Annotated in this window: 14 protein-coding genes and 1 pseudogene; 2 read left to right on the forward strand and 13 right to left on the reverse strand. The window is 32.3% G+C overall.

Features of this window, described 5'->3' with window-relative positions; all coding sequences use genetic code 11:
- Positions 1–132: 132 nt before the first annotated feature.
- The 6 genes from ABDZ69_RS10325 to ABDZ69_RS10350 all read right to left on the reverse strand — a co-directional run bounded on the left by ABDZ69_RS10325 (position 133) and on the right by ABDZ69_RS10350 (position 6,231).
- Entirely contained in the window at positions 133–1,689 is a 1,557-nt protein-coding gene (locus tag ABDZ69_RS10325) for an AAA family ATPase (RefSeq protein WP_343769330.1), read from the reverse strand.
- Between the two features lies 1 nt (position 1,690).
- The gene (locus ABDZ69_RS10330) at positions 1,691–2,146 is read right to left on the reverse strand and encodes a hypothetical protein (protein WP_343769331.1); all 456 of its coding nucleotides are present in this window, start codon (positions 2,144–2,146) and stop codon (positions 1,691–1,693) included.
- Entirely contained in the window at positions 2,143–2,313 is a 171-nt protein-coding gene (locus tag ABDZ69_RS10335) for a hypothetical protein (RefSeq protein ID WP_343769332.1), read from the reverse strand. The genes ABDZ69_RS10330 and ABDZ69_RS10335 overlap by 4 nt, the downstream gene beginning before the upstream one ends.
- A gap of 20 nt (positions 2,314–2,333) precedes the next feature.
- The gene (locus ABDZ69_RS10340) at positions 2,334–4,061 is read right to left on the reverse strand and encodes a hypothetical protein (protein ID WP_343769333.1); all 1,728 of its coding nucleotides are present in this window, start codon (positions 4,059–4,061) and stop codon (positions 2,334–2,336) included.
- Between the two features lie 14 nt (positions 4,062–4,075).
- The gene (locus ABDZ69_RS10345) at positions 4,076–4,555 is read right to left on the reverse strand and encodes a hypothetical protein (RefSeq protein WP_343769335.1); all 480 of its coding nucleotides are present in this window, start codon (positions 4,553–4,555) and stop codon (positions 4,076–4,078) included.
- Between the two features lie 209 nt (positions 4,556–4,764).
- Complete coding sequence (locus ABDZ69_RS10350; protein WP_343769337.1) at positions 4,765–6,231, reverse strand: methyl-accepting chemotaxis protein; 1,467 nt, start codon at positions 6,229–6,231, stop codon at positions 4,765–4,767.
- Between the two features lie 259 nt (positions 6,232–6,490).
- On the opposite strand from ABDZ69_RS10350, the gene ABDZ69_RS10355 reads away from it, so the two are divergent.
- Entirely contained in the window at positions 6,491–7,489 is a 999-nt protein-coding gene (locus ABDZ69_RS10355) for a 3-oxoacyl-[acyl-carrier-protein] synthase III C-terminal domain-containing protein (RefSeq protein WP_343769339.1), read from the forward strand.
- 79 nt (positions 7,490–7,568) lie between these two features.
- Here the strand turns inward: ABDZ69_RS10355 and ABDZ69_RS10360 are convergent, their stop codons facing one another.
- From ABDZ69_RS10360 to ABDZ69_RS10390, 7 genes and pseudogenes are all read right to left on the reverse strand, one after another.
- Positions 7,569–9,806, reverse strand: coding sequence for an ATP-binding cassette domain-containing protein (locus ABDZ69_RS10360; RefSeq protein WP_343769341.1), 2,238 nt, complete (start codon positions 9,804–9,806; stop codon positions 7,569–7,571).
- A gap of 132 nt (positions 9,807–9,938) precedes the next feature.
- Positions 9,939–12,116 (reverse strand): RNA polymerase recycling motor HelD, encoded by a 2,178-nt coding sequence (gene helD / locus ABDZ69_RS10365; protein WP_343769343.1) that lies wholly within the window; start codon positions 12,114–12,116, stop codon positions 9,939–9,941.
- A 175-nt stretch (positions 12,117–12,291) separates the two neighbouring features.
- A pseudogene (locus ABDZ69_RS10370) lies at positions 12,292–12,648 on the reverse strand (MBL fold metallo-hydrolase); the annotation flags it as partial.
- Positions 12,649–12,957: 309 nt separating this feature from the next.
- Positions 12,958–13,308 (reverse strand): DUF2200 domain-containing protein, encoded by a 351-nt coding sequence (locus ABDZ69_RS10375; protein ID WP_343769345.1) that lies wholly within the window; start codon positions 13,306–13,308, stop codon positions 12,958–12,960.
- A gap of 35 nt (positions 13,309–13,343) precedes the next feature.
- A complete protein-coding gene (locus ABDZ69_RS10380) occupies positions 13,344–14,510 on the reverse strand; it encodes an iron-containing alcohol dehydrogenase (RefSeq protein WP_343769347.1) in 1,167 nt (388 codons plus the stop codon).
- A gap of 98 nt (positions 14,511–14,608) precedes the next feature.
- On the reverse strand, positions 14,609–16,240 hold the full coding sequence (locus ABDZ69_RS10385) for a HEAT repeat domain-containing protein (RefSeq protein ID WP_343769349.1): 1,632 nt from the start codon (positions 16,238–16,240) through the stop codon (positions 14,609–14,611).
- 60 nt (positions 16,241–16,300) lie between these two features.
- Complete coding sequence (locus ABDZ69_RS10390) at positions 16,301–17,179, reverse strand: DUF6414 family protein (RefSeq protein WP_343769351.1); 879 nt, start codon at positions 17,177–17,179, stop codon at positions 16,301–16,303.
- A gap of 225 nt (positions 17,180–17,404) precedes the next feature.
- On the opposite strand from ABDZ69_RS10390, the gene pdxR reads away from it, so the two are divergent.
- Positions 17,405–18,814: a MocR-like pyridoxine biosynthesis transcription factor PdxR gene (gene pdxR / locus ABDZ69_RS10395; protein ID WP_343769353.1), complete on the forward strand. Its 1,410-nt coding sequence runs from the start codon at positions 17,405–17,407 to the stop codon at positions 18,812–18,814.
- Positions 18,815–18,895: the final 81 nt, after the last annotated feature.

Below are 18,895 nucleotides of genomic sequence, written 5' to 3' on the forward strand. Positions count from 1 at the left end.
ATTTCACTGCTCTATTCTATATATTTCATCAACTTTTCAAATACAGCCCTTGTACCCTTACCCCAATTTTTATCTTCAGCATTTTTTCTTCCTATCCACAAAAGGATCTTTAGCTACCATTATATATAAATACTAAACTAAAACCCTTCTAGATACTTTATTATTAGATAAATTTCCGCCTATAGGCTGACCTGAAGCTGGTACCGCTCTTTCTCTTCCCCAATCTCTAATTGATTCTATTTTTTCTGGACTTGTTTTAGATAATGGAATAACATTTTTTAGTGAATTTATTATTAATTCGTCTGAGTATTGCAGTTCATCATCTGCAATCAATCTATAAGCAACATCCCTAAGCGATGATTCTAAATCTGCTCCAGTAAATCCATCTGTAATATCTACAAGCTGTTTTATAGTACTTTCTGACAACTTCATATTTATATACTTGTTTACATATAAATTGATTATTTCTTCTCTTTCAGTTTCTGAAGGTAAATCTACAAAAAATAATTCATCGAAGCGGCCACGTCTTATTAATTCAGAAGGTAATTTTGATACATCATTTGCTGTAGCTACTACAAAAACTAGCTTTCTGCATTCCTGCATCCAGAATAAGAATTGTCCAACCATTCTTGTTGTAACTCCTGAACTATCACTACCTGATGTCCCAAGACCTTTTTCTATTTCATCTATCCATAATACACATGGGGAAAGATGCTCAGCAGTTTGAAAAGCTTCTTTTAACTGTTGTTCACTTTGACCTACATACTGTCCCTGAACTGTTGCAAAATCAAGTCTGTACAAAGGTAAATTCCAAAAAGCTGCTATTGCTTTTGCTGAAAGCGACTTACCGCATCCCGGAACCCCCACTAAAAGCACACCTCTTGGTGGCTGTAGTCCTCGTTTTCTTAATTCATCTCTTTTTTCTGGCGTCTGAAGTTTTTTCTTATTATTAAGCCATTCCTTTAATCCACTTAAACCTCCTACATCCAAGATGCTTTGCGACGCTTCAATTTTCTCTAATCCTTCTATGTTTGAAAATAATTTATTTTTAGCAAAATTTAATTCTGTCAAGTCGCTTTTCTTAATAGCTTTATTAGCAACTAATGATACTATTACGTTCTGAGCTTCAACCTGGGTTACTCCTGCCAGAATTGTAGCAGCTTCCCGATAGTCATTATTATCCCATTCTATTGTTATATCTCTCTTATATGGCTCAATATTATCTTGTATAATCTGAAGCATTTCTTCTTCATTAGGTAAATCTAATGCTAGTGTCATACCAGATCTTTGTAACTGCCCCCAAACTGAAGTTGTAGTTAATGCAATAATTACTCCTCCAGTTTCTTCTGCCAAAGATACAACATCTTGAAGATACCTTGCTGTCATTGTATCATTCTCAATATCTGATACTTCTGTCAGTATAAAGGTTAAATTCTGCTTCACCTTTATTTGTTCTGTAATAAAATCCAAAGCACCCATTAAAGATTTATCATCATTAACTGTTCTCCCATTTGAAATATCATACATTCCTTTAGAAAGTGTATGAACATAAAATGGTAATAACAATTCTTCTGATACTGCTTTACAAACTTCTAATGCTCTGCTTTTTTCAAAAGTATTAAAAGATATAAACGGTATTCTGGCTAATGAATACTGCTTGATCTTTAGAATACATTCTTTAAAATTCATCTTATTTATCCTCCAGGTTATTAATTCTGTTTCTTCGTATTATGCTTGCTAACATTCCTGTCCTATCGCTTTTGCTTGTTGTTTCAAGAGATTCCTGCATTAAATCTGCCTGTTTTTTTATTGCATCTACAAATCTCTTAACATCTTCTTCAGGCAAAATTGAAATCTGTACAAATTCTATTAAAAATTTAAACTCTTTTCTTAACAATAACAATGAATTCGTTAACATGTTTATGTCACCATTATTAAATCCCATGGCTCTTGTAAACTTGTCAGATGCTTTTTTTAATCTTAACTGAATAACTTCATTCATTTGCTTAGCAATTCTTCCTCCTACACCTGCATTCAATGTAAGAGTTCCATTTTTGATACATCTTAATACTTCCTCATCATGAGTTCCTTCCTTTGCTAAATCAAAACATTCAACCCATTCAGCATATATAGTTGGATTTTTCATATTCCTCTCCTTACTCTTTTTACAACAACTGCTGGTGGTGTTAAGTCCCATTCTGGAAATGCTGCTGCAAAATCATCTGTTGTTGATTCCATTTTATTATTATCTGAATCCTTATTAACTTCTGTATTTTTCATTACATTTCTATTGATTGGCAAATTATTCTTCATAACTTTTTAAATCCACCTTTCTATAATACTTGTCTTACTCTACTATTATTTTGTACCGTAATAAACTGCTCAGGTGATATTCCTTTTAAGAAATCTATAACTTTTTCACTTTCCTTATCCTTCAAAGAATATAATCTTCTATAATCAACTACTTCAGCTAAAAAACCGTTTAGTATCACTTGAGATGATTCTCTAAAATTTTCAATATCAGTAATTACTTTATTTCTGTTTTTTTCAACTGATTTCTTTTGAGATAGTATAACTCCTGTTGCTATCGGTATAGTAATTAAAGGGATTATTATACTTCCTATTCCTAAAATAGCAATAATACCACCAATTACTCCAGCTGCTATTGTTTTACCATTTGGCCATTTTAGTTTACTTAACTGTTCTTCTTTTATTTTATCTATATAGCTGTTTAATGAATTACTAAGTTCTTCTGCATTTACTCCATCTCTTGTTTTACCATGCCAGTTATCAATAGCAACTTCAATTTCAATTGGAACTCCAGCTCTGCTTTTAGCTGTTAAATCTTCATGTGCATCTAATATCCATTGTTTAGATAATGAAATTGCAAGTTTTTGAGTTGGAATTAAAGCGCCAGTTGACTCAGGTGCTAATGCAATATTTGTTAGATGTTGTGAGAAGTCATCATATTCTTCATATCCTTTATATTCTAGATCAAATCTCTTATTCGCTCTATCTATTTCCCCATTTTCTTCAATTGCTAATTTATTTTTTCTTAACTGAGCTCTAATTGGTAACTCTTCAGTATCATAATTTTTAACTAAACTATCTAGTATTTCATCTATCTTTGCAGATATCGATGCTACATTTTCCACTGGAGTATTGAATATATCACTAAAATAGTTATAAATTACATCATGAGTTTCCGCTATTTCTAATACATCTTTGAGCTTGCCCCATGTATTGCTATGTTTTTTTAATATAGGAAATTCATTTTCATCTATACTTGCTTTTTTTGCAATAAGAGCATTTCGCCATTGCTGTCTTTGTTCTTCAACAAATCCAGCTTTTGAAGATAATTCATCCAGCCACTGCCTAATCTTTGAAGAACACATACCTTTTACATCTCCGCCAAATAATCCACTTGCAAATGCATCTAAAACAACAATTATCCTACGTTCCATTTTTTCTGGATCCTGCATTGAAAAATATCTTTCCAGCCATACTAATGAACCATCTAGCTTTCCTGCTCTTCTACTTATTAAACAGAAAAGTAACGATGTTTTTTCATCATCTCTTCTAAGCGCTTCCCTAAGTGCTTTATCTGCAAGTTCCTTATTATCACTTAGCCATGCAGATAATGCTATTAAAGCTGGAGCCAACCAATATCTTGGTGTTGATAACATAAGTTCTTCAGTAGCATTTTCTATTGTCTCCTTTTTAACTACACTAATGTCAGCAGCCTGAAGTATACCTACTGTATGTCTTCTTACTGTTTCATAATTTCCAAATTCTTTTTCTAACTCTTGCTCCAACATAACTACACTTTGCTTTGCATCTGCTAAATTAGCTATTCTCTTTGATTCATTAACAAATGCTCTAAATTCTTCTGTTAAAGCACTTAATTCTGATGATACTACATTTACTTTACCATCAACATTATTTACCCTGACAGCTACACCCTCTACATTATTAGCTACTGCAGCCAGGTTATTAGCTAATCTGCTTAAATTATTTTCTATAATGTTTAAATTTGCCGTGCTTATTACACGATCCCCCATCTTAACCTACCCCCTTATTTTACTATACTAACACTTCCATCACTCTTTACAGCACATAAACAATCTGTATATACTTCAATATATTCATACCCTCCATGAAGAGCTAAACTTCTGGCTCTTTCAATTAAAGCTGGCATACTTTCGGAGGTCTTGTAATGAACTAAAATACCTCCACTCATATCAATTGTATGAACATCATATGGTTGTCCCAAATAACACTTTGCTACTAATCCTACTAATAGATTATTTTCTGGTATGTCTTTAAATTCATTTCTTATTGCCTCTACACAAGCTTCAAATTGTTTTTTACTTTGTTCACATCCACCAACATCAAGTTTTTTTATTGACTCCATATACTCATTTGATCTTTTATTTCTTAACCTTTTCTCTAATGTAGTTTTATCCATGAAAAGCTTTTGATTTACAGCTTTTTCAACGCTTAATTCTAATTTGTGTTGATGTTCTGCTTTTCCTGCTAATATTGGTCTTGGCATTCGATTACCTCCTTATTACTGATTATAATTATAGATTCATTTATTCCTTAATTTGTATTATACTACATTATTGGTTACTTTTACTATTCTATTGCATCATTTTGTAATTCTTTCTAAAACTAGATTTAATATTATCCTTTATAACTATTTTATATAAAAAAGGATGGTCACTACTAATTTGTAATAACCATCCTTTTATATTATGCATTTTATTTATTTATGGAGTTTAATTCATTACATATATTATCTATTTCGTCATAACTACTTGTTATATCCATTATGCTATTATTAAGCTCATCAATAGCCGCAAAGATTTCTTCCATAGCAGTTGTAGTTGATTCTACATTTTCGCTAATATTATTTACTGAACTTAATGTATTTTTCATAGTACTTTCAAGCAATATAGATTGTGATCCAACATTTCTTGAATAACTTAATACATTAGAAGTGTTCTTATTAACATCTTTAAATAACTCTTTAACATCATTTGTATGTTCATTACATAGCTCGATTGACTTTTCTTCTTTTAATATTTCTTCTGCAACTACCTTTGTTTTATTAGATATATTATTCAATATTGATTCTACTTGATCTGTAGATATTTTTGAATCCTCAGCAAGTTTTCTTACTTCTTCTGCAACCACAGCAAAACCTCTTCCATGCTCTCCAGCTCTAGCTGCTTCAATTGATGCATTAAGAGCTAATAGATTCGTTTGCTCTGATATTTGTGTAATACTGTTAATAATATTAACTATTTTTGCGTTTTCATCACTTAATTCATTTATCATAGACACCACATTTAAAATATTTGTATTTACCTTATTCATTTCCGAAGATAATATATCTACTTTATTATTACCTTCTAACACAACATTTTCAGTTGACTTAGATAATTCCTCCATAGTTTTAATGGCATTCGTAACTTCTTCTACTTTCTCTACTCCATCCTCTATTGAATGTTTCATTCCACTCATTAAATCCACTTCTTTAGCTGCACTACTCGCAACGTCGCTTGTAGAGCTAGTTATTTCTTCTGCTATTTGTCCTGCTACAGAAATTCCACTTTTTATTTTCTCATTAGTTGCTGTTAAAACTTTTATAGTACTATATATTTTTTCTAGCAACAACTCTGCTCTAGATTTAGCTTCTTCAGTAGCCTTATGAGTTTCTTCTAAATCTTTATAAATATTTTTTGTAGCAATAGCATTAATTGACAATATAACTGATGCTGCTACTATGTATAATATATAAAATATTAATTCATAATATTCTACGGAAGCAAAGAGAGTTGTCTTATAACCTAAGAAGCAAAACACCACAAGTCCTATAGCCAAAATCGCTTCAATAATTAATATCCTTAAATCTTGATATACACTCATTAACATAACACCATAATATATCAGAATAAAATTAGCCCAATTGGGGTCTGATATAAACATTATGCCTATAACAACAGTATACATCATTACCGTATAATACATTGTTTGAATAATAAATTTCTTTTTTATTAATATAAAATCAATTATAGCTAAAGGTATGGAAAGTCCAACTAATATTAATATGGCATTCCTATCTACCTTTAAAATTATATTAAAAATTACCCTTAATACTACCGATAATATAAATCCTGCCAGCATTACTTTATTCTTCAATTCTGCACTTTTTTTATAGTCCATTACTACTCCTCCTTATTCAATACCATATTATTATTATTCGTAATATTGTTATATAACTTTACCATATTCTATATTTTTTGCTCTTTAATCCTTATATTTTATAAATATGAATTTTATTACATTTAGAATATATAAATAACTATTTGTTATGTCATTATTATAATAAATGTATTTTTTTAATAATTATTTTAATTTATTTAAATACTTTACGATAATTATAAATGGACATATTTAACAACAAAGATAAGGTGGAGAGAAAATGAGTATAAAAATTAAAAACATCGAGTATTACACTCCTAAAACAAATTATTCTAACGAATATTTTTTAAAACATTTTTCAGAGCAAGACGTAGATATTTCCGGATTATTAAATATTACCGGAAGAGACCAGAGATATATTTCTGAAGATTTTCATGAAAATTCTTTAACTATGGCTATAGATGCTTGTAGAAAAGCAATAAGAACTGCAAATATTGATGTACAAGATATAAATTTAGTTGTATTTGTATCTAGTACTCCAGAATATCTATCTCCTACAAATGCTGTTAAAATTCATAGTGCTTTAGGTTTATCTAAAAATGCAAATGCATATGATATGAATGGTAATTGTGCAGGAATGATAATTGCAATGGATCAAGTCTGCAGAACAATGAAAAGCAATAACAAAATTAAATATAGCTTACTTGTTGGTTCAGATTTGGTAGTTAGATATTCAAGAAAATCAGAACCTATTACTTATGCTAATTTTGGTGAATCTGCATGTGCTGTTTTACTGGAAAACACTGAAGATAACATATCAGATTTCATAGATAGTTCATCTTACGTAGATAGCTCATTAAGCTGCTATATAAAATTTCCTCCTGAGGGTTTTTCTAAGGTATTACCAGTAGATGAAGATACACCAAAAGACAATAGAATAATAGAATGGATAGATTTTAATACAGATGAGGCCTTTGCAAGTTCTGTTGATTCAATAAATGAAATACTAGCTCGAAATAATCTAACTAAAGATGATATTAAATTATATTGCTTATCTCAATTTGCAAAGAAAAATATTGATATGATAAGAGAGACTTTAGAAGAACCAGATCATAAATTTCCATTCGTAGGTGACAGATTTGGATATACAGGTGTTACAAGCCCATTTATGGCCTTAGCCCATTCTGTTTCGGATGGTAAACTTAAGCGTGGAGATTATATTATTTTATGGACAGTTGGAGCTGGTGTGGTTGCTTCATGTATACTAATTAGATATTAAATTTTTGTTTCAAATTATGTACTAGCCTTCTAAAGACTAAAAAGCTATGAGCATTTCACTCATAGCTTTTTAAAACAAACTAAATATACTTAGCAGTTAATGATGTTTCGCAATTACATAATTGTTTTGGAGTTCCTTCAAATATTATTTCTCCACCTTTTGTTCCACCATCAGGTCCCATATCTATAATCCAATCTGCTCTTTTTATTATATCTACATTATGTTCAATAATTATAACTGTATTGCCACTATCCACAATATTTTCTACTATATTTATGAATTTCTCAATATCAGCCATATGAAGACCTGTTGTAGGTTCATCCAATATATATACAGAACTTTCATTATGCAGTTCACTAGCAAGCTTTAATCTTTGGCATTCTCCGCCAGATAAGGTATCGAGAGTTTGACCTAATGTTAAATATCCTATACCCATTTCCTCAATAGACTGTAGCTTTGTTTTTATTGGCTTTAAACTAAAGAATTCAATTGCTTCTGAAACTGACATTTCAAGAACTTCTATTATATTTTTCCCTCCGTATTTATAATCTAAAACTTCTTTTTTATATTTCTTACCTTCACATACATCACAAGTACTTTTTATGTTTTCCATAAATGCAAGGTTTGTTTCTATTACTCCGCTTCCATTACAATTTTCGCAGGCCCCTTCTGAATTTGAACTAAATAATGATGCACTAACTCCGTTTGCCTTAGCAAAAGCTTTTCTTATATCATCCATAATTCCGCTATAGGTGGCTAAGCTGGATCTAGAATTAGCGGACACAGGACTTTGATCTACTAGTATTGCATCCTTATTTTGTTTTAAGAATTCATGTTTAATTAATGTACTTTTACCTGACCCTGCAACCCCTGTTACTACTGTCAAAACGCCCTTAGGTATTGTAACAGATATATTCTTTAAATTATTTTTATTACAATTTACAGCCTTTAAATATCCCTTATGTTCTCTTACCTTTTCTTTAATAGTAAGAAATTTATTTAAAGCATTTCCAGTTAAAGTTCCTGATTTAAGTAAATTTTCATAGGTTCCTTCATATACAATTTCACCACCATATTTGCCTGCCCTAGGGCCTACATCTATAATATGATCTGCAATTTTTATTACATCAGGGTCATGCTCAACAACTATTACAGTATTACCTTTATCACGTAGCTTTTTTAAAAGATTATTTAATTTATGGACATCCCTTGGATGAAGACCTATACTAGGCTCATCAAATATATACATTAAATCTATAAGATTACTATTTAAATGCTTTACCATCTTTATACGTTGAGATTCTCCACCGGATAAGGATGAAGTTTCTCTATCTAAAGTCAAATATCCAAGACCTATATCTATAATATTATTTAGCTTTTCTATTATCCCTTTAACTAAAGGCTCTGCTTCTGCCTCATTTATCTCTTTAATTACCTTAACTAATTCATCAATTTGCATACTAGTTAAATCTGCTATATTATAACCATTGATTAAACATCCATATACTCTTTCATGAAGCCTTTTTCCCCTGCAAACAGGGCACTGGTCTTCTATAAGCAGTTTACTTAGCTTTTTCTTTGTAGCTTCAGAGGTTTCTCCCTCTTTACTTAAATATAGCCTATTAAACTTAACCAATAAGCCTTCATAGGTTATGTTCATTCCACCTGTTTCATCTATCTTAATTTTATCTGGCCCACCATATAAAAACTTATCTAATTCTTCTTTTGAGTAGTCACATATTTTCTTATCATTATCAAAATACCCTGACTCGGCAAATATCTTCCAATGCCAGGAACCTACTCCAAAACCTGAAAGTAAAATAGCTCCTTCATTTAAGGATTTACTCTTATCAAGAATCTGCTCCATATTTGGAACCAACTTTTTACCAAGGCCTTGGCATTCTGGGCACATACCATTAATATCATTAAAGGAAAACATATTGGCCTTACCGATATAAGTACTTCCAAACCTTGAATACAGCGCTCTAAGGAATGAATTTATATCTGTAATAGTACCTAAAGTTGACCTTGAATTACCACCAAGCCTACTTTGGTCAATGATAATCGGTGTTGATAAATTTTCTATGTGATCAGCTTTAGCCTCACCATACTTAGGTAAAAAATTTCTTATAAAGGCAGTGAAGGTCTCGTTCAATTGGCGTTGAGCTTCCTTTGCAACTGTTTCAAAAACAATTGATGACTTCCCCGAACCGGATACCCCTGTAAATATTGTTATTTTTCTCTTAGGTATTTTCAATAAAATATCTTTTAAATTATTTTCCTTACATCCTTTTAAAACTATAAATTCCTGCTCCATCTATATCCCTCCTTGGTATCTCTAGCATTATAAAATAATTGCCTCTCTTCTGAAACTTACTTATCAAATTATAACACATGTGACGAACTCTGGTGACATAATGTAGGGTTGTGATTTTTTCTTGAATTTATTTCATAACAAAGGCGTAACCTTCCCTGAATAATATATGCATAAAACATGAAGTGCCCTAGTGCATGCAGTATAAAGCAACAGCCTTTCCTCTTCGCAGCTGTAATTTTCATCCCCTGCATTATATATTAACACCACATCAAATTCTAATCCTTTAGCAAGATAAGCGGGGATTACCAAGGTATCACTGTCATATTCATCGTCATCCTTCATTATGGCTTTAACATGTATCTTGTCTTTTAGGAAGTTGTGTACATCATTGGCTTCCTTTGTAGTCCTTGTTATGATGCCGATAGATTTGTGACCTTTTTCTTTATACATTTTTATATCCTTTAGAAGTCTTTCTTTAATCTCCTCTTCATCTGTAAACCCAAGAACTAAAGGCTTATCTCCACTTCTTTCTACCCATTCGTCTGAAATCTCCTTCTTGAGTATCCTTCTTGAAAACTTACTGATTTCCGCTGTGGATCTGTAGCTTTTGGTTAAATTTATTATACATGTATTATCTTTTGGAAATATATTAGAGATATTACTATAATCTCCTACATTCATGAATGGATTGATGGATTGATGTAAATCCCCTAGTATAGTCATATTGGCATGGTTGAAAAGCTGATGAAAGATTTCATACTGTAGCGGTGTATAGTCCTGTGCCTCATCAATAATAACATATTTGATTTCTGAGGTTTTTGGAATGTCTCCTAAGGCACTTTTTAAATATAAAAGGGGTGGCTGATCCTCATAGTTAAGCTTTCCTGCTCTTAAGCTTTCTAAAGTGTAGTTTTTGATTTCATCAATGTTTTTCTCACGGTATTCAGCATTTGACTTTCTTAAGAAAAACTCCATATTCTCAAAAAGCTTTTTATAAGCATCCATTAAATCAATGTCTGTCATTTTATTGATTTCATCCTTTACAGCAGCCATGCTCTGCTTCATAATTTCTAACTCATCCGCTTCTTCTTTTACCCGATGTTTTTCATAAGGCTCCATCAGGAACAAAATTCTTTCCCTTATCTTTTGAAGCCTTCTTTTAAGTGGGAGCTTTACATAATCTTTAAAAAATAATTCTTCTATATCCTTCGAGGAGATTATCAAATGACCCTTAAAAATAATATCTTTAAAATTTCTATCTATTTTTTCTAGATAGCATACATATTCTTTTAGTACATTTATAAACTCCATGGAAGACTTAAATTTTATATTGTTTATTCTCTTTTGATAAGTATCTTCCTTATTTGATGCAAGTATATACTCCATCATCTCAGAATAGTTTTCCTTTATAATCTCATTGCCTAAGGCCTTGTGCATGTATTCCTTAAATGTGGTCTGACACATATTATCTTCTCCAAGCTGAGGCAATACATTAGAAATATAATCATTAAAAATATCGTTTGGGGAGAATATTACTATATTTTGAGGGGTTATTTTATCCCTATGCTTATATAATAGATAGGCAATTCTATGAAGAGCCACAGAGGTTTTCCCGCTTCCAGCAGGACCTTGCACAATCAAATTTTTATACTCCTCATTACGAATTACTTTATTTTGCTCTCTTTGAATAGTTGTTACTATTGCATTCATCTTATTATCGGTGCTTTTACTCAAGATATTCTGTAGAATTTCATCGTCTATCTTAAGATTGCTGTCAAACATATACTCAATTTCACCATTTTTAATTTTGTACTGTCTTTTTAGCGTAAGCTTACCATCTACCCTTCCTTCAGGACATTTGTAATTGGCTTCTCCAATTTCGTAATCATAAAACATTCCTGAAATCGGTGCTCTCCAGTCGTATACGAGGAAATCATAGTCATCATTAATAAGGTTTGAGATTCCAATGTAATACTTTTCAGCTCTCTCCTCTCCATTTTCAATAAAGTCTATCCTTCCAAAATAGGGAGATTGGAGCATTCTCTCGTATTTTTCTTCAAGTTTTTTTGTGAACTCGTAGCTTCTCTTCTGTATTTTCATGGTATTGATAAATCCCATAAAGTCTACAATCTGATCTAATCCATTGGTTATGGAAACAGAACCTATATCCTTCCATAGTTCCCGTTGTGTTTCAAGAGCTTCCTTTTTAAATTTTTCTTTAAACTCACCTTTTTCATTGTACTGTTTTTGAGCCTCTTGAAGCACCTCCTGGAGCCATTCCTTTTCAACCTTCCATTCAAAATCCTTCATGATATCCCCTCCTTACATATCAAAGACATTTGCCATATGATTATTACATTTTAGCAGTTAGATTCAAAATTTAGTAGTCTATATTTCACCCTTTACATATGTTATAATTAAAGTGGGAGAGAGTTATATCCATATAAAAATAATTAACCCTTCACGTTACTGTGGAGGGTTTTATTTATGCAAATATGGCCCACTCAATCAGTTGCAAGTAAATTTTTTTATGTTGCGATTTTAAAAACTTAATGATCTCAGTTTTATTTATAGGTGATGAATGTCCTGGAAAACAAGTATTAAACTCTAAATTCTCTAGGGTATTTATAAAACTCTCTAATTTAACTGGATTATATTTGCAATTATTATAATAATCCATTCCATAAGCATCTCCTATAAATACTACTTTTTCCTCTAGTACATAAACTATTACTGAATCCTCAGAATGAGGTGAAATAACATTCTTTAAAATAACTGTTAATCCTCCTAAATCTATTTCTAAATTGTTTTTAAATACTATGTCCGCAGTAGTAATTTTTATCTCCTTTAATGTATCCAAGCACTGGTCTATCAGTTTCCTTGTCGTTTATAAGATAATAAATCCTTTCTGTAACTTTTGCTAAAGCCATAAAATTCCCACCTTCCTTAATATAAAGCTAAAAATCCCCAGAGACGAACAATATCATCTATGGGGATTTTATTTATATAAAGATCTTTTATTTTATCAAATTAAACTTAATACAAAATATATATACCTAAGAAAATATGATTAAATATATTTCTCATTTGCCAATTCAACAAAAAACACCGATTCTTTTATATAGAATCAGTGTTTCTTCGTTTTTAATTATTATTTTCGCAAAATCTTATCCATCGCTTTACCCTTTGCTAACTCATCGATTAGCTTATCCAAATAGCGAATTTCCTGCATAGTTGGTTCTTCGATGTCCTCCACTCGGACACCGCAAACCACACCTTTGATCAAAGCCCTCAAAGGATTCAGTTGGGGAGCTTCCGCAAAGAAGGTCTCAAAGTCTGTCTGTTTTTCCAGTTGCGCTTCTAACTCTTCCTGACTATATCCTGTCAACCAACGGATGATTTCATCCACTTCTGTTTTCATACGTCCTTTTTTCTCCGCCTTCGTAACATAATGTGGATAGACTTTTGCCACACTCATTGTATAGATATGATGTTTGGTCATGATACATCCTCGCTTACATGTTTTTATTTTCTATTTTACAGAGCTAAACGATATATACTTTCTACGTCTTTAGCAGTTAATGGTACTAATCCGCCTATATTATCTCTTCCACCCATTAATTTTTTGACCATCTCTGGAATGTCACTTTCCTTTGCGTCAATTTCCTCAAAAGTTAGTGGCATACCGATGGATTTTAAAAAGTTCTCAAATCTATGGATTCCCTCTAAGGCAGTTCTTTCAGGGTTTTCAAAATCCATTTGACATCCCCATACTCTAACTGCCATTTGAGCAAATTTATCTACTGCATTTTTCATAACATATTTCATCCATGCTGGGAATATAACCGCAAGGCCCGCTCCATGAGCTACATCGTATAAAGCTGACAATTCATGTTCTATTTGGTGACTGCTCCAATCTTGAACACGTCCTACTCCACAAATATTATTATGTGCAACCATTCCTGCCCACATTATATTTGCTCTAGAATTGTAGTCATTAGAGTCTTCTAAAGCCTTAGGCACTTCTTTAATCATGGTAAGCAGTACACTCTCACAAAGTCTATCTGTTATTTCAACATCCTTAGTATTTGTAAAATATCTTTCAAATACGTGAGCCATAATATCTGTAGCTCCACAAGCTGTTTGATAATTAGATAAAGTAGTAGTTAATTGTGGGTTTAATATTGAGAATACTGGCCTTAGGGCCTCTCCACTGGCACCACGTTTTAACATGCCATTTTCATGGGTTATAACAGAATCACCAGACCCCTCACTGCCTGCAGCAGAAATAGTTAATATAGTTCCTACGGGAAGTGCTTCCGTTACCTCTTTTCCTTCATAAAAGTCCCAGAAGTCTCCATCATACTTTACCCCTGCCGCTATAGCTTTTGCTGAATCTATAACACTTCCTCCGCCAACAGCTAAAATGAAGTCTATATTTTCTTCCTTGCAAAGCTTAATTCCCTCATAAACCAAACCACTTCTTGGGTTAGGCTTTACTCCGCCTAAAGTTTTGGATGTTATACCACTTTCTATAAGAGATTTTTGCACTCTTTCAAGTAAACCACTTTTAACAACAGAGCCTCCACCGTAATGAATTAAAACATTACTTCCACCAAAACGCTTCACATACTTTCCTGCCTCATTTTCTGTATCTTTTCCAAAAACAAAATATGTTGGACTGTAAAAGGTAAAATTGTTCATATAACCCCTCCTATAAATCAACTTATTTACCATACTTATTATATTATAAAACATTTCTGAAGATTATTCCAAATTATCTGCATCTATCCATATACTCTTCAATTACTTTTTAAATCCCTTATGGTAAATTCAATAAAATCTCTATCACTTTCTTTGATGAAATCCTCAAAATCCCCTAAAGACTTTCTTATTTTCTCAATTTGACTTTTACTAGGAGTTGTAAAAGACTGATTATATCTTCCCTTCCAGCTTTCAAAGGAATAACGTCCAATTGCTGAAATATTCTCGTTTTCATCTCCACAAAATTCTATAATGTATCTTATTGCATCCCATTTACTTAAATAACATAAAAGAATAGCAGAGTTAATTTTTGCATGTTCATATGTAGTTTTTCTAAAAATCTTATATATAGCATCTGCATCAATAGCATCAACTTCTTTGTATAAGGACCTTCTGGCTACCTTTGATACCCCAGCTCTTTCATCATTTATAGCGCAAATTATCTCTTCCTTATATCCGTTAATATCAAGTCGTGCTAATGCATTTATTGACGCTTTAACTATTTGAATAGTATGGGATTTTAAAAACTCTGCTATAATTTTTGAATCCTCACTCTTCCCCGTCTCTTCAAGGCCATAAATACTAGAATAAAGCTCTTCATTTTTCTCTATTGACTCCCTATATATAGCAGGAAAATCATATTTTTTATGCTTTGATAGTAAATACCGTGATAGCTCACGAAGAGATTGATTTCTATCGAATAAACTTTTTTCTAATGTATCTATAGCACCTTCAGGGTTAAATTTATATAGCAATTCAAGAGCAATAATCCTTATTTGAGAAAACTTATCCTTAAGCAATAACACTAAAATATCAGCAAGCTCATCAGGTGTTATATTTTCCTGTATGCTCCTAAGTACAAACAATCTATTATGTGGATTTTTGTCTTCCATTACATAACTTATGATACTTTTATTATCTAAAATTCTTCTCTGAAGGATTATTTTATAACAACATAATCTGACCTTTGGATCATTTGATTGAAGCCCTCCTATTAGTTTTTGTGAGCATTCATCACTAGATAACATTGAAATAACAGCATCTATAATGTCCATATGCTCATCCCTTGAACACTCCCCTAATCTTAATACTAAAGGTAGGCTATTTACAAAATTCATGGCATGCTCTGATGTTAAAAACTTAAGCAGTCCTTCCTTTGAAAGGTCTCTTACTCCTCTCACCCAGTCGTTAATTCTAATCAAAAGGTATGGTATTTCATGGCCTGTTTCCATATTAGAAAGGGCTTTTATTGCCTTTTCTCTAAAATAGCCATTAGGATGAAAACTACTTAATCCAAGTATTGCAATTTTCTCCTCTTGTGACATTAATGGATGAAATAACTCTTTGGGATCTTTGTTTCTCCAATCATAGCTCCAGTCATAGGAAGTTCTTTCCCTAAACATTTTGTCTAATTTAATTAATTGAGATGAGTTTAATGTACTCATAACGTGATTAAGAACTTCCACAGATTGTAGCTTTACCTTTTCTTCACTACTGAGTAATAGTTGAAATGCATCTGGAATAGCTGATAATTCTATATCATCTCTTAATAATTCATTTAACCCGTTAGTTTGCATGCTATTGCTTGGCTTAAAAGTTACTAAATTATTTACTTCTAGCGGCTTATCTCTATTTAACCCTATTATTTTCTGTATAATTTTTTTTATCATATTCTTACCTTCTCTCAGCTTTTATTTGTCACTGATGTATTGAGGTATTATCTTCAAGCATTAAACACAAATGGCAACAGGTATAATATTAAGCCCAGGTCCATTTACCTTCGTAGTAAAATTATCTGGCACTAATATCCCATTATTATTTAGTATTCTTAAATAAGGAGATAAAGAATCTAGGAATCTATTATAATAATTACTTGTAGCTGTTTTTCTTAATAAGTCAAAATAATTAACTTCATCTACAACTCTAGAAACCCTCCCTAAAATCCGTACTTCTGAATATGCCAAATCATAAACATAAGCATTTTTATCTGAAAAATAATTTAAATTTACCGTTAACACCACTTTACTTGAACCTATATTTAAAACTAAGTCAGTGGTGCTATTCATACTTAGAGAATTACTTAAAAATTTTAATTGGCCTAATATAAATGTAATATTATTTATACCAGGTAGCTTTTCCCTTATTAAATTATCTAAAATTTTAGTATCGTAGGCCTCTATCACACCTATTAGCGTATTGATGGTTGGCAATAGGGAAGTGGTTATCATATTTGCAGTAAACTCTACATATTCGCCGCTATTTATTTTACCCTCCAATATATCTCCCTCTATTATCGGTTTAATCATATTTTTCTCAAGCATCATAGATCTAACGGTATTAAATCTAGAGAAACTTGTAAATATTACTCTCGAGCTGACATCCTTTCCAAATTCTACATCGCCATGAAATTGACCCGAGTCATTTTCATTGTTAACAACAGACTTTTCTTGTATAGTTTTCTGAAATCTATTCTCTTGTGTGTTTCTAAAATGAACTTCCACATCTTCACTGTCTCTAACACTTTTGCTTTCTATATATCCATTAAACATTGATGATTCTAAATCTAACACTAAAGCTTGGTTTATATAAATTGGTATACCATTTACCATATGCTACTTCCTTAAATTACTATAATATATAGTATTAAACGCATGAAGGGAGGGTTAATATTAATTTATATTTTTCCATAATTTATAATAAAATACACAATTCCTTTATTGAAAATAAGTTAGATGACTGCAATTTATATGAGTATCTTTATCAAAAGGAAGCAAATACCGAACATTAAAATATGATATAATTGTGGCAGATATCAGTGAATGGGGGAAGTGTGAATGCTACACATTGAACATGAAAGCCAAAAACCAATCTATCATCAGATATATGAACAAATAAAATATGATATTCTTATGGGAAATTTGCCTATGGGCACGCGGATAACATCCACAAGGGCATTGGCAAAAGAATTGCAAATTGGACGGAATACTGTGGAAAATGCCTATGCGCAACTAGTTCTAGAGGGATACATTACAAGCATGGCAAGCTCGGGCTATGTGGTCAACAATCTGCAATTTAATCTTAACCAGAAAGTAACGGAGAGATTTACAACGAGTAAAACGGTGGTGGTTGCTTCCAATGGTGGAATTGAAAATATTCAGTATAATTTTCAATATGGAAATCTAGATGCTGGGAGTTTTCCGTATCAGCTCTGGAGGAAGTATATGACTGATGTATTGAATGGGGCGGATGCCCAAGACGTCCACAGCGACGGCGATGTAAAAGGAGACATAGATTTACGAATCCAACTCATGGAATATCTTTATCATAGCCGTGGAGTCAACTGCAAGCCAGAACAGATTATAATTTGTAGTGGCACACAATCCGCTCTTGAACTTATGATAAAAATATTTCCCTACGCGGAAAAAAAGGTTGCCATGGAAGACCCCTGCTATAATGGTGCCAGTGTCATTTTCCAAAGGAATGGATTCAATATTTCGCCGATACCAGTTTTTGAAGATGGGATTGGACTAAGCGAGCTTGCCTCATCATCCGCAAGAATGGTCCACATTACCCCATCTCACCAGTTTCCAATGGGCTCCGTTATGCAAATCCATAAGCGAATCGAAATACTAAACTGGGCGCGAGAACATGACAATATCATTATCGAGGATGACTATGATAGTGAATTTCGCTATAACGGGCGGCCAATTCCATCTCTCCAATCCATCGATCAATATGAGCGCGTAATCTATGTTGGTACATTCTCCAAAGCACTTTCTCCTGGCCTTCGGATAGCGTATATGATATTGCCCACATGGTTGCTACCAGCATACCAAAAGAGGTTTACTGGATACCAATGTACTGTACCATTGATAGAACAGAAAGTTCTGGCCCGGTTTATGGCACATGGGCATTGGGAAAAGCATATACGGAAGATTTGTCTATCTCAAAAAAAGAAGCACGATATTTTGATTGATGCAATCAAACAAAATATGGGAAATAAAGTGCGAATCTATGGTCATCAAGCTGGATTGCATATTCTTTTGGAGTTTTTGGATGGACAGCAGGAAGATGAACTTGTCCGAAAAGCACTTGAATACAAGATTAAGGTATGTCCTGTATCCCCCTTCTGGCTAAAGAAACAGAATTACAGGAATAATGCCCTTGTCTTGGGATATGGCATGATGCCAGAGAAGGACATCCCCAGGGCTGTGGAGATTTTATCTCAAGCCTGGTTCTGTTAATACAACTGTATCCTATAAAATTATCAAAACTGGCTCTTACAAAGATGCCGTTTTTTTAGTATAGTAAAAGAAAACTTAACG

It is taken from the genome of Clostridium malenominatum (assembly GCF_039521365.1).
Classification (GTDB): domain Bacteria; phylum Bacillota; class Clostridia; order Clostridiales; family Clostridiaceae; genus Clostridium_AW; species Clostridium_AW malenominatum.

Bases quoted from the DNA above. Each gene is read 5' to 3' on its own strand.
- pdxR (WP_343769353.1), top strand. From the start codon at position 17,405: ATGCTACACATTGAACATGAAAGCCAAAAACCAATCTATCATCAGATA.
- ABDZ69_RS10345 (WP_343769335.1), bottom strand. From the start codon at position 4,555: ATGCCAAGACCAATATTAGCAGGAAAAGCAGAACATCAACACAAATTA.
- ABDZ69_RS10390 (WP_343769351.1), bottom strand. From the start codon at position 17,179: ATGGTAAATGGTATACCAATTTATATAAACCAAGCTTTAGTGTTAGAT.
- ABDZ69_RS10375 (WP_343769345.1), bottom strand. From the start codon at position 13,308: ATGACCAAACATCATATCTATACAATGAGTGTGGCAAAAGTCTATCCA.
- ABDZ69_RS10335 (WP_343769332.1), bottom strand. From the start codon at position 2,313: ATGAAGAATAATTTGCCAATCAATAGAAATGTAATGAAAAATACAGAA.
- ABDZ69_RS10340 (WP_343769333.1), bottom strand. From the start codon at position 4,061: ATGGGGGATCGTGTAATAAGCACGGCAAATTTAAACATTATAGAAAAT.
- ABDZ69_RS10385 (WP_343769349.1), bottom strand. From the start codon at position 16,240: ATGATAAAAAAAATTATACAGAAAATAATAGGGTTAAATAGAGATAAG.
- ABDZ69_RS10355 (WP_343769339.1), top strand. From the start codon at position 6,491: ATGAGTATAAAAATTAAAAACATCGAGTATTACACTCCTAAAACAAAT.
- helD (WP_343769343.1), bottom strand. From the start codon at position 12,116: ATGAAGGATTTTGAATGGAAGGTTGAAAAGGAATGGCTCCAGGAGGTG.
- ABDZ69_RS10325 (WP_343769330.1), bottom strand. From the start codon at position 1,689: ATGAATTTTAAAGAATGTATTCTAAAGATCAAGCAGTATTCATTAGCC.
- ABDZ69_RS10350 (WP_343769337.1), bottom strand. From the start codon at position 6,231: ATGGACTATAAAAAAAGTGCAGAATTGAAGAATAAAGTAATGCTGGCA.
- ABDZ69_RS10380 (WP_343769347.1), bottom strand. From the start codon at position 14,510: ATGAACAATTTTACCTTTTACAGTCCAACATATTTTGTTTTTGGAAAA.
- ABDZ69_RS10330 (WP_343769331.1), bottom strand. From the start codon at position 2,146: ATGAAAAATCCAACTATATATGCTGAATGGGTTGAATGTTTTGATTTA.
- ABDZ69_RS10360 (WP_343769341.1), bottom strand. From the start codon at position 9,806: ATGGAGCAGGAATTTATAGTTTTAAAAGGATGTAAGGAAAATAATTTA.